Raw genomic sequence first — 18,756 nt, 5'->3', positions numbered from 1 at the left:
CCTTTGGATAAGAAACGTCGCGGTCAGAGTCGGTTCAGCGCGTAGAAACGCTTCACATGTTCGGTCTCGCGGTAGCGGGACTTCACCTGCTCCTGCCGCGATTCCATCGCTTCCGCCGGAGCGGCGCGCAGGGTCGCGGCCGCGGCGGCGGCCCCCGCCGCACCGAGCCCGAGGCCCTTCAGCAGGCTGCGGCGTTCCAGCCCGGTTTTCTTCTGGCTGTCATCACGGTGCATGGATCGTGCCCTCCCGCTGGTCGGCCCCGCGCGGCGCGCCCGAAGGGGCGGACGCGATCATCGCGAAGGCGTTGGTCTCGATGTCCAGGAACAGCCGCCCGAAGGTGCCCAGGGGCCGGTAGAGGTGCGCCGCCGACGCCTCCTCCAGGTCCTGGAAGAAGCGCCCCGCCCAGGGGGCGAGGTGGCGCTCAAAGAAGCGCTTCTGGAGCGGCAGGTCCGGCTCGCCGTCCGCCGTTCCGACGGTTCCGGCGGCCAGCGCGCCCATGATCTCGGCGATGGCGGCGATGTGGTCTTCGGGCTCGCTGACGCCGGGGGCGCGCTCGATGCCCAGCGCCTGCATGTCCTCGCGCAGGCGGGCGAGCGGCCGGTCGATCAGGAAGCCGGTGCGGTAGTAGGAGGCGAAGGGAACCAGCTCGCCGCGCGTCACCCCGAGGAACAGTTCATGGTACTCGCGCTCGGCCCGGCGTTCGCCGTCCGGGTCGTCGGCGAGCGTACGGGCGCGTACGGCCAGATCGCTGATGGCCCGCCCCAGCGGCGAGCCGTCGCCGGCCAGCGCGCCGATCGTGCCCAGCAGGTCTCGCGACGGCGGACGCGCCAACAGGTGGGCCAGCAGGCCGTACGCCTGCGCCCGCAGCCGATCCGCGTCGTCGATGATGGCCGTTTCCGCCATTCCCTTGCCCCGCTTCGCCTTTTCCGTGGCCGGTTAAGGTCCGGCTCATCAGCGACAACAGCGGGATTGCTCAAAGGTTGCGCAGTCCAGGCGGGGTGGTGGGGTTGTCTTCGTGCTTGGGTGCTGCCCCCACCCTAACCCTCCCCCGCTTTCGCAGGGGAGGGGACTGCCGCCGCTTCGCAATCATCCCCCTCCCCTGCGCAGCGGGGGAGGGCCGGGGTGGGGGCAAGTGCATCCTCCCCCTCAACCTCATCCACCCCAGCAACCACCACCTCCTCCGCCTTCTCCTCCTCCGGCGGTTTCTCATCGGTGGCGATGCGGTCCAGCAGGTCGGCGATGCGGTCGGTGTCGAGCAGCTTGCCGTAACCGGGGGCGTTGCAGTCCCAATCATACTCGGCGAAGCCGCGGAAGCCCGCGATCACCGGGTCGCTGGTCCAAGCCTTGCGCAGGGCCAGCCGTTTCAGCTCCTGCGGGACGTTGCTCGCGAGAAAGCCGGTGTAGTCGCTGTCCGCGCCCAGGCTCTCCACCGGCGGCAGGCTCTCCGGGTCGAAGGGTTCCGGCGGCGGAACGGCGGCGGCCTGCGGCTTCACCACCGCATCCCGCTCCGCCTGCGGCTCGGGGGTTTCGACGGGAAGCGCGCGCGCCTCCTGCTTGCGGCGGGACCAGCGGGACAGGAAGCCTTCGGACCCGTCCTCCACGGCACGGTCATCCATGGCGCCGATCCTTTCCAGACTGAGCAACGGGGGCGCGGCGGGCCAGCGCCTCCGGGTCGGCGCGGTCGCGCTGGCGCTTGTAGAAGGGCCGTTCGGTGTGGTGGCGGGCGACGAAATCGCGCATCCACGCCGCGAGATCGGGCGGCAGGGGAATCGCTTCGATCAGGTCGTCACCCGCGTCGGAATGGGCGTCGACCTCGCCGGGATCGACGGTGACGGCGAGCAGCCGCAGCCCCGGTTCCTCTGCGCAACGGCGCAGGATGACGTAGAGCATCGGGTGGCCGCCCTTCAGATTCTCGACATAGTTCTCCGTTTCGCCGGGATGGAGCACGATCTCCGCCGCACCCGCGTAATAGCCGGTGCGCTCACCGTCCTGCGCCAGCACGGTCCAGGGCGCGCGGTCGGGCAGCGCCGGCAGGGCACCGGTCACCCGCCAGCGCGCGTCCACCCACGGGTTGTCGATGCGCTGGCGCTCCACCGTGATGCCGACGCCGCGCCGTTCGGCCTGTCCGGTCATGGCCGCGTCTCCTCTGCCTTGCGGACCAGCCGCTGTTCCCAGACCCGCCGCACCGGCTCGAAGCCCGCATCCATCCAGCGGTCGATCCAGGTCAGGAGATGCCGGGTGAAGCTCTCCAGCACCGCCACGGCGTCGGTGTCGCCGAAACCCTCCTCGCGCAGCGCCGTGCGGTCGGGGTGGCGCCCCGGGTCGGGATCGTCCGGATCGCCGAGAACCTCCAGCTCCGCGCCGACCACGGCCCAGGCGGGAAGCCCGTCCTCGGCGCCGGGGCCCAGCGCGACGGTCACGCCGCCGGCCACCGCGCCGTTCAGCAGCAGGCGGCCCGCGCCATCGAAGCGGATGGTCTGGTTTGGCGGCCCCAGCGCCTCCAGCGCGTCGGCCAGCGCGACCAGGGTGACGGCGGCGAGGCCGTCGCCGGCGTCCGGCCGGTCGGGAACCAGCACCACCGCCACATCCAGCCGGTCGCGCCGGCCGTTGTGGACAAGCGTGCCAGGCGCCGCCCCCTCCGCGGCGAAGCGGCGGGCGGTGGCGAGGGGGCCGTCCGCCTCGGCGGGCCAAGGCCGGAAAATGGGCGGCAGGGTTGGGGTATCGGTCGGGTCCATACCCCTGATAACGCGTGAACGGGAGGGTTGGTGCCAACGCCTGTTGGTGGGTGGGACGGCCTTGTCCCCCCTTTGCCCAGAGGAGTCCGCCACCTTGCTCGCCGCTTTCATGTCCACCGGCCTCATTTCCTCCGGTCTGATCGCCGGTCTGCTGATGACCGGCAACGTCATCGCCCAGGAAGCCACCAAGGAGTCGCTGTCCAACGACATCAAGGTGCAGCAGAGCCAGGAGCCGCCGCCCAACCAGCAGGGTGTCCGCGCGCCCAAGGCCACCACCAGCGGGGAAACCCAGGGGGCGGAGCTTCAGCAGGCCCTGGCCGACGTCCGCCGGGCGCCGCCCGACCTCCAGGGCAACCCGGTGCCGCGGCCGAACCAATGGGCCAGCGAGCCCGACATGGGGCACGAGCCGACCCGCTCCGAGAACCCCTCGGACCTGAGCAGCCAGGAAGCCAAGTAGGACGAATCACCGACGTTCCGCGCAACGCACTCTTTTCTTCTTGATATGCTCTGATCGAGCATTTATGGTTTTGCTCACAACGAGCATTAAAGGACTGCGCCATGCGCGACACCGCCGGCCTTGCCTACACGCCCGACATCGCCGCGGCGACGCAGCCGATCTACGAGCGCCTGAAGCGCGTGATGCCCGCCGTCGAATGGCCGTTCCACGCCCCGCTGGTCCATGAGATCAACCGCCTGAAGCGCGAGCGCAACGCGGTGATCCTCGCCCACAACTACCAGACGCCGGAGATCTTCCACGGCGTAGCCGACATCGTCGGCGACAGCCTGGCGCTGGCCGCGCGGGCGACCGAGACCGACGCCGACGTGATCGTGCTCGCCGGCGTGCATTTCATGGCGGAGACGGCGAAGCTGCTGAACCCGGCCAAGACGGTGCTGATCCCCGACACCGGGGCGGGCTGCTCGCTGGCCGAATCGATCACCGCCGCCGACGTGCGGCTGCTGCGCGAGCGCTATCCGGGCGTGCCGGTGGTCGCCTACGTCAACACCTCGGCCGACGTGAAGGCGGAGGTGGACATCTGCTGCACCTCCGGCAACGCGGTGGAGGTGGTGGAATCGCTGGGCGCGCCGCGCGTCATCATGCTGCCCGACGAGTATCTGGCGAAATACGTCGCCACCCAGACCAGTGTCGAGATCATCGCCTGGAAGGGCCATTGCGAGGTGCACGAGCGGTTCACCGGCGACGAGATCCGCGAGTTCCGCGGACGCTTCGACGAGCTGATCGTCATCGCCCACCCGGAATGCCCGCCCGACGTCCTGGAGGCGGCGGACTTCGTCGGCTCCACCGCCCGCATGGTTGATTTCGTGACGGACCGCCGCCCGCCGCGCGTGCTGATGGTCACCGAATGCTCGATGAGCGACAACGTCGCCGCCGCCTCGCCGGAGACGGAGTTCGTGCGGCCCTGCAACCTGTGCCCGCATATGAAGAAGATCACGCTGGCGAACATCCTGCACAGCCTGCGCACGCTGGAACCGCAGGTGACCATCGCGCCGGAGGTGGCCGACCGCGCCCGCCGTTCGGTGGAACGGATGCTGGCGGTGAAGCCGCGCTGATCCTCCATCGTCCATCCCCTCTCCCGTCCCGGGAGAGGGTGGCCCGCAGGGCCGGGTGAGGGTCGCGCGAGGATCAGGGCGCTGATCCTTGCCGGTACCCTCACCCTCCCGCCGCGTCGCGGCGGGCCCCTCCCTCTCCCGGGACGGGAGAGGGGATGCTCTCGTCATAATTCCCTCTCGTCGGGAGGCTTTCCATGCCCACCCCTTACACGGTCCGCGATTCGGAGGTGGTCGTCATCGGCTCCGGCATGGCTGGGCTGACCGCCGCCCTGCATCTGGCGCCGCGCGCCGTCACGCTGCTGACCAAGACCCCGGACCTGCCGGGCGGCTCCAGCAACCACGCCCAGGGCGGCATTGCCGCCGCCATCGGTCCCGGCGACGGGCCGGAGGCGCACGCCGCCGACACGGTGGCCGCCGGCGCCGGCTTCGTCGACGCGAACCGCGCCCTGCTGCTGACCCGCGAGGGGGCGGAGCGGGTGCGGGCACTGCTTCTCGCCGGGCTGCCCTTCGACCGCGCCGCCGACGGCGCGCCCCTGCTGGGGCGGGAGGCGGCGCACGGGGCGGCGCGCATCGTCCATGCCGGCGGCGACGCCACCGGGGCGACCCTGGTCGCCGCCCTGGCCGAGCGGGTGCGCGCCACCCCGTCGATCCGGGTGGAGAGCAACGCCTTCGCCGTCGATCTGGCGGTGCGCCATGGGCGGGTCTGCGGCGTGCTGGCCTGCCATTCCGAAGGCTGGGTGTTCCACCGCGCGCCGCGCGTGGTGCTGGCGACCGGCGGGGTCGGCGGGGCCTACGCCCGCACCACCAACCCGCCGGAGGCGACCGGCGACGGGTTGGCGCTGGCCGCGCGGGCCGGGGCGCTGCTCGCCGACGTGGAGTTCGTGCAGTTCCACCCCACGGCGCTCGCCGTGGACGCCGACCCTGCCCCCCTGCTGACCGAGGCGTTGCGCGGCGCCGGAGCGGTGCTGCTCGACCGCCGCGGCACCCGCTTCATGGCGGCGGAGCACCCGCTGGCCGAACTGGCCCCGCGCGACGTCGTGGCCCGCGCCATCGGCGCCCGCGTCGCGGCGGGCGAGCCGGTGCGGCTGGATCTGCGTCCGGCGCTGGCCGGCAAGCCGGACGGTTTTCCCACCGTGCTGGCGCTCTGCGCCGCCCATGGGCTGGACCCGTGGCAGGAGCCGGTGCCGGTCGCCCCGGCGGCGCATTACCACATGGGCGGGGTGGTCACCGATTCGGCCGGGCGGACCAGCCTGGACGGGCTGTGGGCCTGCGGCGAGGCCGCCTGCACCGGCGTCCACGGCGCCAACCGGCTGGCCAGCAATTCCCTGCTGGAGGCGCTGGTGTTCGGTGCGCGGGTGGCCCGCGACGTGGCCGGGCGGGACCTGCCACCCCTGCCGCCTTTCGCCCTGCCCGATGCCCCGGCCGTCGCCGGGGAGATCGGGGCCGGCCTGCTCGACGCCATCACCGATGAATCCCGCCGCACGCTCTACCAGGGCGCCGGGCTGGTGCGCGACGGGGTGGGGCTGTGGACCGCCCGGCGCAAGCTGGACCGGCTCGCCGTGGCGCTCGACGCGCTGTGCGGCGGCGGCCCGGCGGACCTCGCCGCCGTCCGCCGCTGGGGCGAGACGCGCAACCGCCTGCTGGCCGGGCGGCTGATCGTCCACGCAGCACTCGCCCGCAGCGAAAGCCGCGGGGCGCATTTCCGCACCGACTTCCCGCAGGAGGACCCGGCGGCGCAGCGCCATCGCTTCACCCTCACCGATCTGACCGGGGCCGCCGCCCCGCTTTCCGGAGACGCCGCATGCTCCATCCTCTGACCTATGAACCGATCGTCCGCGCCGCTCTGGCGGAGGACCTCGGGCGGGCCGGCGACATCACGACCGACAGCATCGTCCCGGCGGACGCCGTGGCGACGGCGCGGGTGGCCGCGCGCAAGGACGGGCGAGTCGCCGGGCTGGAGGTCGCCCTGTCCGCCTTCCGCATGCTCGACCCGGCGGCGGAGCTGCGGGTGGAGCATGGCGACGGCGCCGACGTGGCCCCCGGCGCCACCATCGCCACCGTGACGGCCCGCGCCCGCGCCCTGCTGACGGCGGAGCGCACGGCGCTGAACCTCCTGGGCCGCCTGTCCGGCATCGCCACCGCCACCCGCGCGCTGGTGCGTGAGGTCGAGGGGACCCGCGCCCGCATCGTCTGCACCCGCAAGACCACCCCCGGCCTGCGAGTCCTTGAAAAGCAGGCGGTGCGGCTGGGCGGCGGCTTCAACCACCGCTTCGGGCTCGACGACGCGGTGCTGGTCAAGGACAACCACATCGCCGTGGCCGGCGGCATCCGCCCGGCGGTCGAGCGCGTCCGCGCCGCCATCGGCCACATGGTGAAAGTGGAGGTCGAGGTGGACACTCTGGCACAGTTGGAGGAACTGCTGACCCTGCCGGTCGACGTCGTCCTGCTCGACAACATGGACCCGCAGACGCTGCGCCGCGCCGTCGCCATGGTCGACGGCCGCATGGTGACGGAGGCGTCGGGCAACGTCACCCTGTCCACCGTGCGGGCCATCGCGGAGGCGGGCGTGGACATGATCTCGGTCGGCTGGTTGACCCACAGCGCGCCGAACCTGGACGTCGGGCTGGACATGTAAGGGACTGAATGGGGAGGGGACGCGCTGTCCCCTCCTCCCGAAACGCAGCCCTCAATGACCCATGAAGTTCCGGTGCTGCACCGTGTTGTCCTCGCTCAGCCGGACCGAGGGGGCGGCGAAAGTCTCGTCGGCGGTGCGGCCCAGCGTGCCTTCCAGGATCACGCTGGCGCCGATGGCGAGGACGACGGCGGCGGCCAGGGCCATTCCGAACGCTTTCATGACGCTTCCCTCCTGCTGTGGACCGGAGCGGACGATGGTGCGGCCGGCGAAGCGGCGCCGATCCCGGAAATGCCGCGCGCACCCTCCGCCACGGCGCCCTCGGCCTTGGCGATGCGGGTGTAGAGCGCCAGCGCCTGCGCCACCACCTGATCCATGTTGTAGTAGCGGTAGGTCGCCAGCCGCCCGACGAAATGGACGTTCGGCGTCGCGTCGGCCAGCTCCTGGTACTTGCGGTACAAGGCGGCGTTCTCCGCGCGGGGGATCGGATAGTAGGGGTCGCCCTCCGCCGACGGGTATTCGTAGGTCAGGCTGGTCCGCGGGTTCGTCTGGCCGGTCAGGTGCTTGTATTCGGTGATGCGGGTGTGCGGCACCTCCTCGCCGGGGTAGTTCACCACGGCGACGGGCTGGAACCATTCCTGGTCCACCGTCTCGTGCCGGAAGGTCAGGGACCGGTAGGGCAGCTTGCCGAAACGGTACTCGAAATACTCGTCCACCGGGCCCGTGAAGATCAGGTTGCGGTAGCGCGCGTCCTTCACCACGTCGCGGAAATCGACGCCCAGCCGAATGGTGATGTTCGGGTGGTCGAGCATGTTCTCGAACATCCGCGTGTAGCCGTGCAGCGGCATGTTCTGAAAGCTGTCGCCGAAGTAGCGGTCGTCGTCGTTGGTCCGCGTCGGCACCCGCGCCGTCACCGCCTTGTCGAGGTCCGACGGGTCGAGGCCCCATTGCTTGCGGGTGTAGCCGCGGAAGAACTTCTCGTACAGCTCCCGCCCGACCGCGCCGACCACCACGTCCTCCGACGTGCGGACGTCGGCCACCGGTTCCGCGCGGCTCTTGAGGAATTCTGCGACCCCGGCCTCATCGAGGGCCAGCCCGTAGAGCTGGTTGACCGTCGTCCGGTTGATCGGGATCGGGACGAGCTGCCCGTCGACGTGGGCCAGCACCCGGTGCTCGTAGGGGCGCCATTTGGTGAAGCGGGACAGATAGTCCGCCACCGGCTGCGAATTGGTGTGGAAGATGTGCGGGCCGTAGCGATGGATCAGCACGCCCGCGTCGTCATGATGGTCGTAGGCGTTGCCGCCGATGTGCGGGCGCCGGTCGATCAGCAGCACCCGCTTGTCCAGCCCCGCCGCCAGCCGTTCCGCCAGAACGCTGCCGGCGAAACCCGCCCCGACGATCAGGTAATCGAAAACCGCCGGCCCGTCCGTCCGCCCCACATAAGCCGGTCCGGTGGGAGCCGGAGCGGCTCCATCGAAATCACGCATAAGCTCTGCCTTCCTCGTCCCGCCAAAAGGCGGACAAGGGGGGCAAGCCGTCCGGCGCCCCACCCGTCCGCACATCCTGCGAACGGTGGAAGCCGCCGGTGGTTCCGGGCGGGGGCGGTCGAGAAGGAGGTACCGTTGCAGGGTACCTCCTGTGGCATCAGCCTCCGAAGACGGTGTTGAGCTGCGCGCCGACGCGGACGAAGGTGGTCCGCTTCGACACCTCCTTCAGCTTGGTGGCGCCGATGTAGGTCATCATGCTGCGCACGCCGCCCATGATCTCCTGCATCGTGCCGTCGATCGGTCCGCGGTAGGGGACCTCCACGGTCTTGCCCTCCGACGCGCGGTAGGAGGCGACGCCGCCCGCGTACTTGTGCATCGCCGTGTCGGACGACATGCCGTAGAAGGTCATCGCCACCGGCACCTTCCGCCCGTCGCGCTCCTCGTAGCGGATGTCGCCCTCGCACTCGTCGTGGCCAGCCAGCATGCCGCCGAGCATCACAAAGTCCGAACCGGCGCCGTAAGCCTTGGAGATGTCGCCCGGCACCGTGCAGCCGCCGTCGCCGCAGACCTGCCCCTTCAGCCCGTGCGCGGCGTCGGCGCATTCGATGATGGCGGAGAGCTGCGGGTAGCCGACGCCGGTCATCTTGCGGGTGGTGCAGACCGACCCCGGCCCGATCCCGACCTTGATGATGTCGGCCCCGGCGAGCACCAGCGCCTCGGTCATGTCGCCGGTCACCACGTTGCCGGCCATGATGACCATGTCCGGATTCTCCGTCCGCAATCGGCCGATGACCCGCACGAAGCGTTCCGTGTAGCCGTTGGCGACGTCCAGACAGAGCTTGGCCACCGGGGCCTTGGCCTTCACCGCCTGGAACTTGTCGTAGTCGGACTCCGTCGTGCCCAGCGAGTAGAAGACGTTGGCCGTGTCCTCATCGCGGAAGAAGGGGATCAGGGCTTCGGCCGGATAGTGCTTGTGCAGCGCGGTCATCGCGCCGAAGCGCGACAGGGCGCGGGCGACGGCCATGGTGCCGACCACGTCCATGTTGGCCGCGATCAGCGGAAAGCCCGTCCATTCCAGCCCGCTGTGGACGAAGCGGAAGGTCCGCTCGATGTCCACGTCGTTGCGGCTTTCCAGGGTGCTGCGCTTCGGGCGGATCAGCACGTCCTTGAAGTCCAGCTTCAGATCGTTCTCGATGATCACCGGCGGGTCGTCCTTGTCGTTCTCGTCGTTGCGGAGGCGTTATTGCCCCCACCCCGGCCCTCCCCCGCTGCGCAGGGGAGGGAGATTCATGTCCCCTCCCCTGCGTCAGCGGGGGAGGGTTAGGGAGGGGGCAAGGTCAGCACCAGTGCAGCCTCACCCCTCGCCCAGCACCTCCAACAGCGACAGCGCCACAACCTCCGTCGCCTTGAACAGGTCGGACAGCGGCAGGCGCTCGTCGGCGCGGTGGGCGTTGGCCTCCTCGATGGTGTGGGGGCCGGCGCCGAACAGGGCGATGGGCACGCCCGCGTCGGAGTAATGGCGCGCGTCGGTGTAGAGCGGCACGCCCTTGGTCTCCACCGGCTCGCCCATGACGCGGCTGGCGTGGGCGCAGAGGACGGCGGCCAGCCGGTCGGTGCCGGGCAGCGGGGTCAGCGGGCGGGCCAGCAGGATGCGGCGGACCTCGACGCGGGCCTTCGGGAAGGTCGTGGCCGCGTCGGCGATGACCGCGCGCAACGTCTCCTCCACCGTTTCCGGCGCCTCCTCCGGAATCATCCGGCGGTCGAGGCGCAGGGTCACGCGGTCCGGGACGACGTTGGTGTTGATGCCGCCCTTGATGAGGCCCACCGTCAACTGCGGCGAGCCGATGCCCCCCACCGCCGACACGGTGCCGGCGTAACCCTTGCGGTGTTCGTAAAGCGCGCCGAGGATCGCCGTCGTCGCCTCCAGCGCGTCGATGCCGGTCATCGGCAGGGCGGCGTGGGCGGACTTGCCGGTGACCTCGACCTCCAGATGCAGACAGCCGTTGTGCGCGGTGACGACGCCGTAGCTGAATCCCGCGGCGATGGCGAAGTCCGGCTTGGTCAGCCCCTCGTCCAGCAGCCATTTCGGCCCGATCTCGCCGCCGGCCTCCTCGTCGTAGGTCAGGTGCAGCTCCACCGTGCCGCGCGCCAGCCCGGCCTTCTCAAGCGCCAGCAGCGCGTAGGTGTAGGTGACGAAGTCGGATTTCGAGACGGCGACGCCGCGCCCGTACATCCAGCCGTCCACCACCTCCGCCCCGTAGGGGTCGCGGGTCCAGCCCTCGCCCGGCGGCACCACGTCGCCGTGGGCGTTCAGCGCCACGGTCGGCCCGTCGCCGAAGCGGCGGCGCACGATCAGGTTGGTGGCGGAGATCATGCCGTTGGCCTGCACCAGCTCCGCCGGAACCGGGTGGCGCTCCACCGTCAGCCCCATGGCCTCCAGCAGCGCGGCGGCCCGCTCGGCGTGGGGGGCGCAGTCGCCGGCCGGGTTGTCGGAGGGCACCTTGACCAGTTCGGCCAGGAAGCGGACCTGCGCGTCGCGGGTCTGCTCCAGGAACGCGCGGGCGGCCTGTTGGGCAATGTTGGTCCGGACGGTGTCGGTCATGCTGTCGGGGTCTCGTGCTCGAAGTGGCGGATGATGTCCAAGAGGATCCGCACCGACAGGTCGGCGTCCTCCGCGGTGATGGATTCGGCGGGGTTGTGGCTGATGCCGCCCTTGCAGCGGACGAACAGCATGCCCATCGGCAGCACGCCGGCGAAGGCCATGGCGTCGTGTCCGGCGCCGCTGGGCAGCGACAGGGGGCGGACGCCGGCGCGGACCACCGCGGCCTCGATCTGCCGCCGGATGCCGGGGGAGCAGGGGGCGGCGGCGGCGTCGTGGGTGGTCTCCACCGCCAGCTCCACGCCGCGGCGTGCGGCGATGCCCTTGAAGCCGGCGAGGATGGCGGCGCAGGCGTCCCGCCGCACGGCGTCCTCCGGCGCGCGGACGTCGAGGGTGAAAGCAACCTCACCAGGGATGACGTTGACGGCGCCCGGCTTCGCCTCGATCCGGCCCACCGTCGCCACCAATCCGGCTTCGGGGGCCCCGGCGTCCGAGGCCGCGGCCACCCGCTCCGCCGCCAGGGTCATCTCGGCGGCGGCGGCCAGCGCGTCGCGGCGCAGCGCCATGGGCACCGTGCCGGCATGGCCGGCCATGCCGCGCAGCCGGACGGCGAAGCGCGTGGCGCCGTTGATGGCCGTGACGATGCCGACCGGCAACCCTTCCGCCTCCAGCACCGGCCCCTGTTCGATGTGGACCTCCAGGAAGGCCAGCGCCTCCCCCGGCTTGCGAGCCGCCGCGGCGATGGCCTCGGGGTCGCCGCCGAAGGCGCGCAGCGCGTCGGCCATGCGCACGCCGTCGCGGTCGCGCGTCTCCAGCGCCGCCCGGTCGAAGCGGCCCGCGACGGCGCGGCTGCCGGTCAGCGTCACGGGGAAGCGCACCCCCTCCTCGTCGCCGAAGCCCAGCACCTCGATGGCGAAGGGCAGCCGCTCGCCGCGCCGGTCCAGCTCCGCCACCGCGGCGACGGCGGCGAGCACGCCCAGGTTCCCGTCATACCGGCCGGCGTTGCGCACCGTGTCGATGTGCGAGCCGATCAGCAGGGCCGGCGCGCCCGGCACGGTCCCCTCGTAGCGGCCGACCACCGTGCCCGCCGGGTCGAGCCGGGCGTTCATCCCGGCCTTGCCCATCAGCTCCATCAGCCAGTCCGCGGCGGCGCGGTGCTGGGTCGTCAGGAACAGGCGGGTCAGCAGCCCCGGCTCCTCTGTGAAGCCGGCGAAGGCGTCCAGCCGCGCCATCAGGTCCGCGCCGAACGCCGTCATGGCCCGATGTCCTTGGGCAGCAGGTCCTTCAGGCGCAGCCAGGTGATGCGCTCGACCTGGGCCAGCGCCGTGGCGAACTCCTCCTCCGGGCCGTTGGACAGGCGGGTTTCGAACGCCTCCAGGATGTCGGCGCGGCTGCGCCCCTTGACCGCCAGGATGAAGGGGAAGCCGAAGCGCGCCTTGTAGGCGTCGTTCAGCTCGGTGAAGCGGGCGAACTCCTCGGGCGTGCAGCGGTCCAGCCCGGCGCTGGCCTGCTCCGCCGTGCTGTCGGCGGTCAGTTCGCCGCGCAGCGCCAGCCGGCCCGCCAGATCGGGGTGAGCGTTCAGCAGCGCCAGCTTCCGGCCATGGTCGGCGGCGCGCAGGACGGCGACCATGGCGGTGTGCAAGCCTTCCGCATCGTCAGGCAGGTCTCCGGCATCCCAGGCGCCTTCGGCGACCCAGGGCGAATGTTCGAACACGCCGCCGAATCGGGCGACGAAACTTGCACGGTCCATCTCGCTCGGTCGCATCCCGGCCTTCCCTGATCGGTCCTCTGTCCCGCAGCATAACCGCAATCGCCGAGGTCCGCTTTCGCGATCCGTTTGAAAGTCTTTTTGCCCAGCCCCCGTTCGGACCGCGCGGCGGTGCGGTATAAGGTGTCCTTGCGGCATTCCACGGCGAGGAGAGAGACCCATGTCCGGAAGCGGGCGCCTGACCACCCATGTTCTCGACACGACACACGGACGGCCCGGCGCCGGGATCGCCGTCACCCTCTACCGCATCGACGGGGAGCGGCGGGAGCGGTTGACCCAAACCCGCACCAACGCCGACGGGCGCTGCGACGCGCCGCTCCTCGCTGGGGCCGACCTGACGCCGGGCGTCTACGAGCTGGTGTTCGAGGCCGGCGACTATTTCCGCGCCTCCGGCCTGGAGATGACGGAGCCCGCCTTCCTCGACGTGGTGCCGATCCGCTTCGGCGTCGCCAACGCGGACCAGCATTATCACGTGCCGCTGCTCGTCTCCCCTTACAGCTACTCGACCTACCGGGGCAGCTGATCGGTCCAGGCGGCGAGCAGGCGGCGCTCCTCCGGCGTGATCCCGGTGACGTTGCCGGGGGGCATCGCGTCGGACAGCGCCGCCCAGGTCCGGATCTGCGGCGCATGGCGGCTGATCGCCTCCGCGCTGTCCAGCGTCACGCCGCGCGGCGGCACGCCGATCCCCTCCCACACCGGCTGCGCCGCGTGGCACATGGAGCAGCGGGACAGCACCACCTCCGCCACCTGCGCGAATTCGACCCTGGCCGGTGCGGCAGCGGCGCTCCCGGTTCGCGTGCCGGCGGCGCTCAAACCGATGATGACGGCGACGCCCGCGGCGGCCACCGCCCAGGTCCACCAGGGCGTCGGCTTGCCGGCGTGGCGGCTGTTGAAGAAGTGGCGGATCACCGCCCCGACCACCAGCACCACGGCGACGATCACCCAGCTGTAGCGCGTGCCGAAGGCCAGCGGGTAGTGGTTGGAGATCATCAGGAAGACGACCGGCAGCGTCAGGTAATTGTTGTGCAGCGAGCGCTGCTTGGCCTGCTTGCCCAGCGCCGGGTCGGGCACCTGCCCCGCCTTCATGGCGGCCACGGCCTTGGTCTGGTTGGGGATGATGATGCGGAAGACGTTGGCCGACATCATCGTGCCGATCAGCGCGCCGACATGCAGCATCGCCGCCCGCCCGCTGAAGACATGGCTGAGGCCCCAGGCGACCAGAACCAGGAAGACGAAGCCCGCCGCCGCCAGCTTCACGTCGTCCTTGCCCAGCGGCGACTTGCACAGCCGGTCATAGACGTGCCAGCCCAGCCCCAGGGCGCCCAGGCTGAGCAGCACCGCGCCCCACCAGGGAATGTCCAGCACCGCCGGGTCGATCATGTAGAGCGTGGCGCCGTGGTAGTAGAGCACCGACAGCAGCGCGAAACCGCTGAGCCAGGTGGCGTAGGCTTCCCATTTGAACCAGGTCAGCTTCTCCGGCAGCTCCGGCGGGGCGACCGTGTATTTCATCATGTTGTAGAAGCCGCCGCCGTGGACCTGCCACGCCTCCCCCGCCACGCCGTTGGGCAGACCGTCACGCCGCCGCAGCGACAGGTCGAGGTGGATGAAGTAGAAGCTCGACCCGATCCAGGCGATGGCCGTGATGACGTGCAGCCAGCGCACCAGAAAGTTGACCCATTCCCAGACGATCGGCTCCATGCGTCGCGGCCTCTTCCGTTCGGTGATCCCCACCCTGAACTCTACGGTTGCCGCAGCGCAGCGGGGAAGCGGATGCGTGCGCCAGCACTTTCAAAAAAAACGGAAAGGTGGGAAGATTCCCCATGGGGTGTGGGGAAAGGGCCAAGCGTGGCGCTGCTGGAGAACATGCGGGTGTTCGTGCGGGTGGTGGAGCTGGGCAGCCTGTCCGCCGCCGGGCGCAGCCTGCGCCTGTCGCCCGCCGTGGTCAGCCACCGGCTGCAAAGCCTGGAGGAGCATCTGAACGCCCGCCTGCTCAACCGCACCACCCGGCAGGTGCAGTTCACCGAGGCCGGAAAGGTCTTCTTCGAACACTGCCTGGAGGTGCTGGAGGCGGCGGAGCGGGCGGAGAGCAGCGTCGGCGCCATCGGCGGGGCGCCGGTGGGCAGCCTGCGGGTGACGGCGCCGCTGGGCTTCGGGCGGCGCATCCTGGCCCCGATGGTGCCGCGTTTCCACGCCGCCTATCCCCAGGTGGACCTGCGGTTGCGTCTGTCCGACCATCTGCTGGACCTGCTGCGCGAGGCGACCGACGTCGCCATCCGCATGGCGCCGCTGAAGGACTCCAGCTTCGTCGCGCGCAAGATTGCCGATCTGCCCCGCGTGCTCTGCGCCGCGCCGTCCTATCTGGAGCGGCGGGGCGTGCCGGCCCGGCCGGAGGAGCTGCTGTCCCACCACTGCCTGCTGCTGCGCTTTCCCGGCTCTCAGCAGTTCCAGTGGACGCTGAACACGCCGCAAGGCCCGATGACCCTGCCGGTGTCCGGCCAGTTCGACGCCGACGACGGCGACGTGCTGACCGGCTGGGCGCTGGCCGGGGAAGGGATCGTGCTGAAGCCGCTGTGGGAGGTGGCCGACCATCTGCGCCGCGGGGCCTTGCGCGTCGTCCTGCCGCACTGCCCGCCGGAGCCGGTGACGCTCGCCGTGCTCTACCCCCACCGCAACCTGCTGCCCGCGAAGATCCGCGTCTTCATCGACTTCTTCGCGGAGCAGGCGCGCGCCACCCTGGCGGATACGGACATGGTTGGAGCGGAACCGTATGCCGCGCCCTGACCGTTCCCGCTTTTCCCCCGCTTTTCCGACGGCGTGCTATGATGCCGCCACGCCGCGCGGCGGGGTTCGCCGCAGGGAAGGACGAGAATGACCGCACAGCCGCCCGCCAAGCCGATCCCGCCGAAGCCCGCCAAGCCCATCCGCAAGAAGACCCGCCGCGCCACGGAACGGCTGACCATGACGGACGTGGCCAACGCCGCCGGCGTGTCGCCCAGCACCGTCTCGCTCTATCTGCGCAAGCCGGAGGCGGTGTCTGAGGAGTTGGCGACCCGCGTGCGGACGGTGATCGACCAGCTCGGCTACGTGCCCAACCTCGTGGCGGGCAGCCTCGCCGCGGCGAAGAGCCGGACGGTGGGGGTGATCCTGCCCTCCATCACCAACTCCTTCTTCGCTGAGACCTACAACACGCTGCAAAGCGCCTTCCAGACCGCCCATTACCAGACCCTGCTGGGCGTCAGCGAGTTCGATCCGGAGCGGGAGGAGGAGCTGATCCGCGCCTTCCTCGCCTGGTCGCCCGCCGCGGTGGTGGTCACCGGGCTGCACCACACCGAGCGGACGCGCGCCATGCTGCGCTCCTCCGGCGTGCCGGTGGTGGAGATGTGGGACATCCCCTCCACCCAGACCCCGGCGGTGGACATGACGGTCGGCTTCTCCCACTTCGAGGTGGGGCGCCGGCAGGCCGGCCACCTCTACGACCAGGGCAGCCGCAAGGTCGCCTACATCGGCGCCGCGGTGCATCAGGACATGCGCGTGCGCAGCCGCACCGACGGCTATGAGGACGAGGTGCGCCGTCGCGGCCTGCACGAGCCGATCGCCTTCACCGCCCCCGACACCGCTTCCACCCCCGTCGGCATCTGGCTGATCGACGAGGTGTTCGCGCTGCATCCGGACATCGACGGGGTGGTCTGCTCCAACGACGCCATGGCGCTGGGCGTTCTGTTCGAGGCGAACCGGCGCGGGCTGAGCGTGCCCGACGATCTGGCGGTGATCGGCTTCGGCGATCTGACCTTCAGCGCCGCCTGCCTGCCGCCGCTGTCCACCGTCCGCCCGCCGCAGCGCGAGATCGGGGAGCTGGCCGCCGGCCAGATCCTGGCCCGGCTGAACGGCACGACGGTGGCCCAGCCGCATCATGGGCTGGATTGCGAGCTGGTCGTCCGCGACAGCACCCGCCCCGACGCCGATGCGGGCGTGGAGCGGCAAAGGGCGGGGTGACTCCTGGTCTGAAGGACAGGACTGACGATTGTCCCTTGTCCATGGTTCGTTCCCCTGCTTCCTTCCGCGCCATCGTGATCAACACACCGGATTCGTGTGATGGATGGAGCCGCGGCGATCCGCGCCACCCTGCCGACGCTGCCGGACACGCCCGGCGTCTATCGGATGATCGGGGCGGACGGTCGCATCCTGTATGTCGGCAAGGCGAAGAACTTGAAACGCCGGGTGGCCAGCTACACCCGGACCGATGGGCTGCCCAATCGCACCCGCCGCATGGTGGCGCTGACCCGCTCCATGGAGTTCGTCACCACCCACACCGAGGCGGAGGCCCTCCTGCTGGAGGCGAACCTGATCCGCCGCCTGCTGCCGCCCTTCAACGTGCTGGTGAAGGACGACCGCTCCTTCTCCTACATCGCGCTCGGCGAGGGTCACGAGTTCCCCAGGCTGATGCACCACCGCGGCAGCGCCGATCGGCACGGGAAGAAACGCGACCTGTTCGGACCCTACGCCTCCCCCGCCCTCGTCGGCATGACCATCGGGGCGTTGCAGCGCGCCTTCCTGCTGCGCAACTGCGACGACGCCACCTTCACCGCGCGCACGCGGCCCTGCCTCCAGCACCAGATCAAGCGCTGTTCCGCCCCCTGCGTCGGCCGCGTCACGGCGGAAGAGTACGCAGCCCAAATGCAGGGCGTGCGCGACGTGCTGACCGGGCGCAGCGCCGCCGTCCAGGCGGAATTCGCCCGCCACATGATGGATTGCTCCGACCGGCTGGCCTATGAGGACGCCGCCCGCTGGCGCGACCGCATCCGCGCCCTGACCGCCCTGCAAAGCCGCCAGGACATCAATCTGGAAGGCGTGCTGGAGGACGCCGACGTGCTGGCCGTCCACGCCGAGGGCGGGACCGCCTGCGTCCAGGCCTTCTTCTTCCGCGGCGGGCGCAACCAGGGCACCCGCGCCTTCTTCCCCCGGCACGACGGGGAGGAGGAGCCCGCCGCGATCCTCGCCGCCTTCGCCGCGCAACTCTACGAAGGGACGCCGCCGCCGCGCCACCTGCTGCTCAGCCACGCCATCGCGGAGCGCGCCCTGCTGGCCGAGGCGCTGACGTTGGCCGCCGGGCGGCGGGTCGAGGTGGAGGTTCCCCAGCGCGGCCCAAAGCGCCGCGTCGTCGAGCACGCCCTGACCAACGCGCGCGAGGCCCATGGCCGCCGCATGGCCGAACGCTCCGCCCAGGGCAAGCTGCTGGCCGGGGTGGCGCGCGTCTTCGGATTGCCGAAAACACCGGCCCGTATCGAAATCTACGACAACTCGCACATCCAGGGGGCCTTCCCGGTCGGCGCGATGGTGGTCGCCGGGCCGGAGGGCATCCAGCGCAACGCGGGGCGCCGCTTCCACATCAAGGACCCCGCCGCGGCCGGCGACGACTGCGCGATGCTGCGCGACGTGCTGACCCGCCGCTTCGGGCGCGCGCTGCGCGAGGACCCGCAGCGCAGCGGTGGCCAATGGCCGGATCTGGTGCTGATCGACGGGGGCTTGGGCCAGTTGAACGCCGCCCGCGCGGTGCTGGACGGGCTGGGCGTGGCGGGCGTTCCGCTGGCCGCCATCGCCAAGGGTCCGGACCGCGACGCCGGGCGCGAGCGCTTCTTCCTGCCGGACCGCGAGCCCTTCCGGCTGGAGCCCAACGACCCGGTGCTGTACTTCCTGCAACGGCTGCGCGACGAGGCCCACCGGACGGCCATCGACGCCCACCGCACCCGCCGCCTGAAGGCGATGGACCACACCCGCATCGACGGCATCCCCGGAGTCGGCCCGTCGCGCAAGAAGGCCCTGCTGCATCATTTCGGCAGCTCCACCGCGGTGGCCTCGGCGGGGCTGAAGGATCTGGAGGCGGCTCCCGGCATCAGCGCGGCGCTGGCCCGGCGGGTGTTCGAGCATTTTCATGGGTAGGGGATGAGTGGCCGCGGTTGCCCCCACCC

20 protein-coding genes are annotated in these 18,756 nt (G+C 71.0%); 8 read left to right on the top strand and 12 right to left on the bottom strand.

From position 1 onward, the window contains the following. Positions 1 to 23: 23 nt before the first annotated feature. The 5 genes from FHW79_RS23515 to FHW79_RS23495 form a co-directional block, all read right to left on the bottom strand. Positions 24 to 233, bottom strand: coding sequence for a twin-arginine translocation signal domain-containing protein (locus FHW79_RS23515; protein ID WP_183181144.1), 210 nt, complete (start codon positions 231 to 233; stop codon positions 24 to 26). After that, complete coding sequence (locus FHW79_RS23510) at positions 223 to 903, bottom strand: molecular chaperone TorD family protein (RefSeq protein ID WP_183181143.1); 681 nt, start codon at positions 901 to 903, stop codon at positions 223 to 225. Before FHW79_RS23510 ends, FHW79_RS23515 begins: the two co-directional genes overlap by 11 nt. 134 nt (positions 904 to 1,037) lie before the next feature. Then, a complete protein-coding gene (locus FHW79_RS23505) occupies positions 1,038 to 1,616 on the bottom strand; it encodes a DUF3306 domain-containing protein (RefSeq protein WP_183181142.1) in 579 nt (192 codons plus the stop codon). Next, positions 1,609 to 2,133 carry a DUF3305 domain-containing protein gene (locus FHW79_RS23500; protein WP_183181141.1) on the bottom strand — a complete coding sequence of 175 codons (525 nt, stop codon included), beginning with the start codon at positions 2,131 to 2,133 and terminating at the stop codon, positions 1,609 to 1,611. Before FHW79_RS23500 ends, FHW79_RS23505 begins: the two co-directional genes overlap by 8 nt. Continuing rightward, positions 2,130 to 2,735 (bottom strand): biotin/lipoate--protein ligase family protein, encoded by a 606-nt coding sequence (locus FHW79_RS23495; RefSeq protein WP_183181140.1) that lies wholly within the window; start codon positions 2,733 to 2,735, stop codon positions 2,130 to 2,132. The genes FHW79_RS23500 and FHW79_RS23495 overlap by 4 nt, the downstream gene beginning before the upstream one ends. A gap of 94 nt (positions 2,736 to 2,829) precedes the next feature. Between FHW79_RS23495 and FHW79_RS23490 the strand changes: the two genes are divergently transcribed. The 4 genes from FHW79_RS23490 (at position 2,830) to nadC (ending at position 6,939) form a co-directional block, all read left to right on the top strand. Then, positions 2,830 to 3,192, top strand: a complete 363-nt coding sequence (locus FHW79_RS23490) for a hypothetical protein (protein ID WP_183181139.1) — start codon at positions 2,830 to 2,832, stop codon at positions 3,190 to 3,192. A 101-nt stretch (positions 3,193 to 3,293) separates the two neighbouring features. Continuing rightward, complete coding sequence (gene nadA, locus FHW79_RS23485; RefSeq protein ID WP_183181138.1) at positions 3,294 to 4,304, top strand: quinolinate synthase NadA; 1,011 nt, start codon at positions 3,294 to 3,296, stop codon at positions 4,302 to 4,304. Between the two features lie 194 nt (positions 4,305 to 4,498). Next, positions 4,499 to 6,121, top strand: coding sequence for an L-aspartate oxidase (locus FHW79_RS23480; RefSeq protein WP_183181137.1), 1,623 nt, complete (start codon positions 4,499 to 4,501; stop codon positions 6,119 to 6,121). Beyond that, positions 6,106 to 6,939: a carboxylating nicotinate-nucleotide diphosphorylase gene (gene nadC / locus FHW79_RS23475; protein WP_183181136.1), complete on the top strand. Its 834-nt coding sequence runs from the start codon at positions 6,106 to 6,108 to the stop codon at positions 6,937 to 6,939. The genes FHW79_RS23480 and nadC overlap by 16 nt, the downstream gene beginning before the upstream one ends. Positions 6,940 to 6,990: 51 nt before the next feature. On the opposite strand, the gene FHW79_RS23470 is transcribed toward nadC, so the two are convergent. The 6 genes from FHW79_RS23470 to uraD form a co-directional block, all read right to left on the bottom strand. After that, positions 6,991 to 7,158 (bottom strand): hypothetical protein, encoded by a 168-nt coding sequence (locus tag FHW79_RS23470; RefSeq protein ID WP_183181135.1) that lies wholly within the window; start codon positions 7,156 to 7,158, stop codon positions 6,991 to 6,993. Next, positions 7,155 to 8,423 carry a UDP-galactopyranose mutase gene (gene glf, locus FHW79_RS23465; protein WP_183181134.1) on the bottom strand — a complete coding sequence of 423 codons (1,269 nt, stop codon included), beginning with the start codon at positions 8,421 to 8,423 and terminating at the stop codon, positions 7,155 to 7,157. Before glf ends, FHW79_RS23470 begins: the two co-directional genes overlap by 4 nt. 157 nt (positions 8,424 to 8,580) lie before the next feature. Next, on the bottom strand, positions 8,581 to 9,624 hold the full coding sequence (locus tag FHW79_RS23460) for a GMP reductase (protein ID WP_183181133.1): 1,044 nt from the start codon (positions 9,622 to 9,624) through the stop codon (positions 8,581 to 8,583). 153 nt (positions 9,625 to 9,777) lie between these two features. Then, on the bottom strand, positions 9,778 to 11,025 hold the full coding sequence (locus FHW79_RS23455) for a M20/M25/M40 family metallo-hydrolase (RefSeq protein WP_183181132.1): 1,248 nt from the start codon (positions 11,023 to 11,025) through the stop codon (positions 9,778 to 9,780). Next, positions 11,022 to 12,278, bottom strand: a complete 1,257-nt coding sequence (locus FHW79_RS23450; protein WP_183181131.1) for an allantoate amidohydrolase — start codon at positions 12,276 to 12,278, stop codon at positions 11,022 to 11,024. Before FHW79_RS23450 ends, FHW79_RS23455 begins: the two co-directional genes overlap by 4 nt. Further along, on the bottom strand, positions 12,275 to 12,772 hold the full coding sequence (gene uraD / locus FHW79_RS23445) for a 2-oxo-4-hydroxy-4-carboxy-5-ureidoimidazoline decarboxylase (RefSeq protein ID WP_247884569.1): 498 nt from the start codon (positions 12,770 to 12,772) through the stop codon (positions 12,275 to 12,277). Before uraD ends, FHW79_RS23450 begins: the two co-directional genes overlap by 4 nt. A gap of 178 nt (positions 12,773 to 12,950) precedes the next feature. Here uraD and uraH point away from each other — a divergent pair, with 178 nt between their 5' ends. Continuing rightward, positions 12,951 to 13,313, top strand: coding sequence for a hydroxyisourate hydrolase (gene uraH, locus FHW79_RS23440; protein WP_183181129.1), 363 nt, complete (start codon positions 12,951 to 12,953; stop codon positions 13,311 to 13,313). Here the strand turns inward: uraH and FHW79_RS23435 are convergent. Then, positions 13,298 to 14,488, bottom strand: coding sequence for a urate hydroxylase PuuD (locus FHW79_RS23435; protein WP_183181128.1), 1,191 nt, complete (start codon positions 14,486 to 14,488; stop codon positions 13,298 to 13,300). The genes uraH and FHW79_RS23435 overlap by 16 nt on opposite strands. Before the next feature lie 147 nt (positions 14,489 to 14,635). On the opposite strand from FHW79_RS23435, the gene FHW79_RS23430 reads away from it, so the two are divergent. The 3 genes from FHW79_RS23430 to uvrC all read left to right on the top strand — a co-directional run bounded on the left by FHW79_RS23430 (position 14,636) and on the right by uvrC (position 18,727). After that, positions 14,636 to 15,571, top strand: a complete 936-nt coding sequence (locus FHW79_RS23430) for a LysR family transcriptional regulator (protein WP_183181127.1) — start codon at positions 14,636 to 14,638, stop codon at positions 15,569 to 15,571. Between the two features lie 87 nt (positions 15,572 to 15,658). Continuing rightward, positions 15,659 to 16,783 carry a LacI family DNA-binding transcriptional regulator gene (locus FHW79_RS23425; RefSeq protein ID WP_183181126.1) on the top strand — a complete coding sequence of 375 codons (1,125 nt, stop codon included), beginning with the start codon at positions 15,659 to 15,661 and terminating at the stop codon, positions 16,781 to 16,783. A gap of 99 nt (positions 16,784 to 16,882) precedes the next feature. Then, positions 16,883 to 18,727: an excinuclease ABC subunit UvrC gene (gene uvrC / locus FHW79_RS23420; protein WP_183181125.1), complete on the top strand. Its 1,845-nt coding sequence runs from the start codon at positions 16,883 to 16,885 to the stop codon at positions 18,725 to 18,727. Positions 18,728 to 18,756 lie beyond the last annotated feature (29 nt).

It is taken from the genome of Azospirillum sp. OGB3, assembly GCF_014192915.1.
Lineage (GTDB): Bacteria > Pseudomonadota > Alphaproteobacteria > Azospirillales > Azospirillaceae > Azospirillum.
This window is presented reverse-complemented; position numbering and strand designations above follow the sequence as displayed.

Bases quoted from the DNA above. Each gene is read 5' to 3' on its own strand.
- FHW79_RS23515 (WP_183181144.1), bottom strand. From the start codon at position 233: ATGCACCGTGATGACAGCCAGAAGAAAACCGGGCTGGAACGCCGCAGC.
- uvrC (WP_183181125.1), top strand. From the start codon at position 16,883: ATGGATGGAGCCGCGGCGATCCGCGCCACCCTGCCGACGCTGCCGGAC.
- nadC (WP_183181136.1), top strand. From the start codon at position 6,106: ATGCTCCATCCTCTGACCTATGAACCGATCGTCCGCGCCGCTCTGGCG.
- FHW79_RS23480 (WP_183181137.1), top strand. From the start codon at position 4,499: ATGCCCACCCCTTACACGGTCCGCGATTCGGAGGTGGTCGTCATCGGC.
- uraD (WP_247884569.1), bottom strand. From the start codon at position 12,772: ATGGACCGTGCAAGTTTCGTCGCCCGATTCGGCGGCGTGTTCGAACAT.
- glf (WP_183181134.1), bottom strand. From the start codon at position 8,423: ATGCGTGATTTCGATGGAGCCGCTCCGGCTCCCACCGGACCGGCTTAT.
- FHW79_RS23510 (WP_183181143.1), bottom strand. From the start codon at position 903: ATGGCGGAAACGGCCATCATCGACGACGCGGATCGGCTGCGGGCGCAG.
- FHW79_RS23495 (WP_183181140.1), bottom strand. From the start codon at position 2,735: ATGGACCCGACCGATACCCCAACCCTGCCGCCCATTTTCCGGCCTTGG.
- FHW79_RS23435 (WP_183181128.1), bottom strand. From the start codon at position 14,488: ATGGAGCCGATCGTCTGGGAATGGGTCAACTTTCTGGTGCGCTGGCTG.
- FHW79_RS23470 (WP_183181135.1), bottom strand. From the start codon at position 7,158: ATGAAAGCGTTCGGAATGGCCCTGGCCGCCGCCGTCGTCCTCGCCATC.
- nadA (WP_183181138.1), top strand. From the start codon at position 3,294: ATGCGCGACACCGCCGGCCTTGCCTACACGCCCGACATCGCCGCGGCG.
- FHW79_RS23455 (WP_183181132.1), bottom strand. From the start codon at position 11,025: ATGACCGACACCGTCCGGACCAACATTGCCCAACAGGCCGCCCGCGCG.
- FHW79_RS23450 (WP_183181131.1), bottom strand. From the start codon at position 12,278: ATGACGGCGTTCGGCGCGGACCTGATGGCGCGGCTGGACGCCTTCGCC.
- uraH (WP_183181129.1), top strand. From the start codon at position 12,951: ATGTCCGGAAGCGGGCGCCTGACCACCCATGTTCTCGACACGACACAC.
- FHW79_RS23425 (WP_183181126.1), top strand. From the start codon at position 15,659: ATGACCGCACAGCCGCCCGCCAAGCCGATCCCGCCGAAGCCCGCCAAG.
- FHW79_RS23500 (WP_183181141.1), bottom strand. From the start codon at position 2,133: ATGACCGGACAGGCCGAACGGCGCGGCGTCGGCATCACGGTGGAGCGC.
- FHW79_RS23505 (WP_183181142.1), bottom strand. From the start codon at position 1,616: ATGGATGACCGTGCCGTGGAGGACGGGTCCGAAGGCTTCCTGTCCCGC.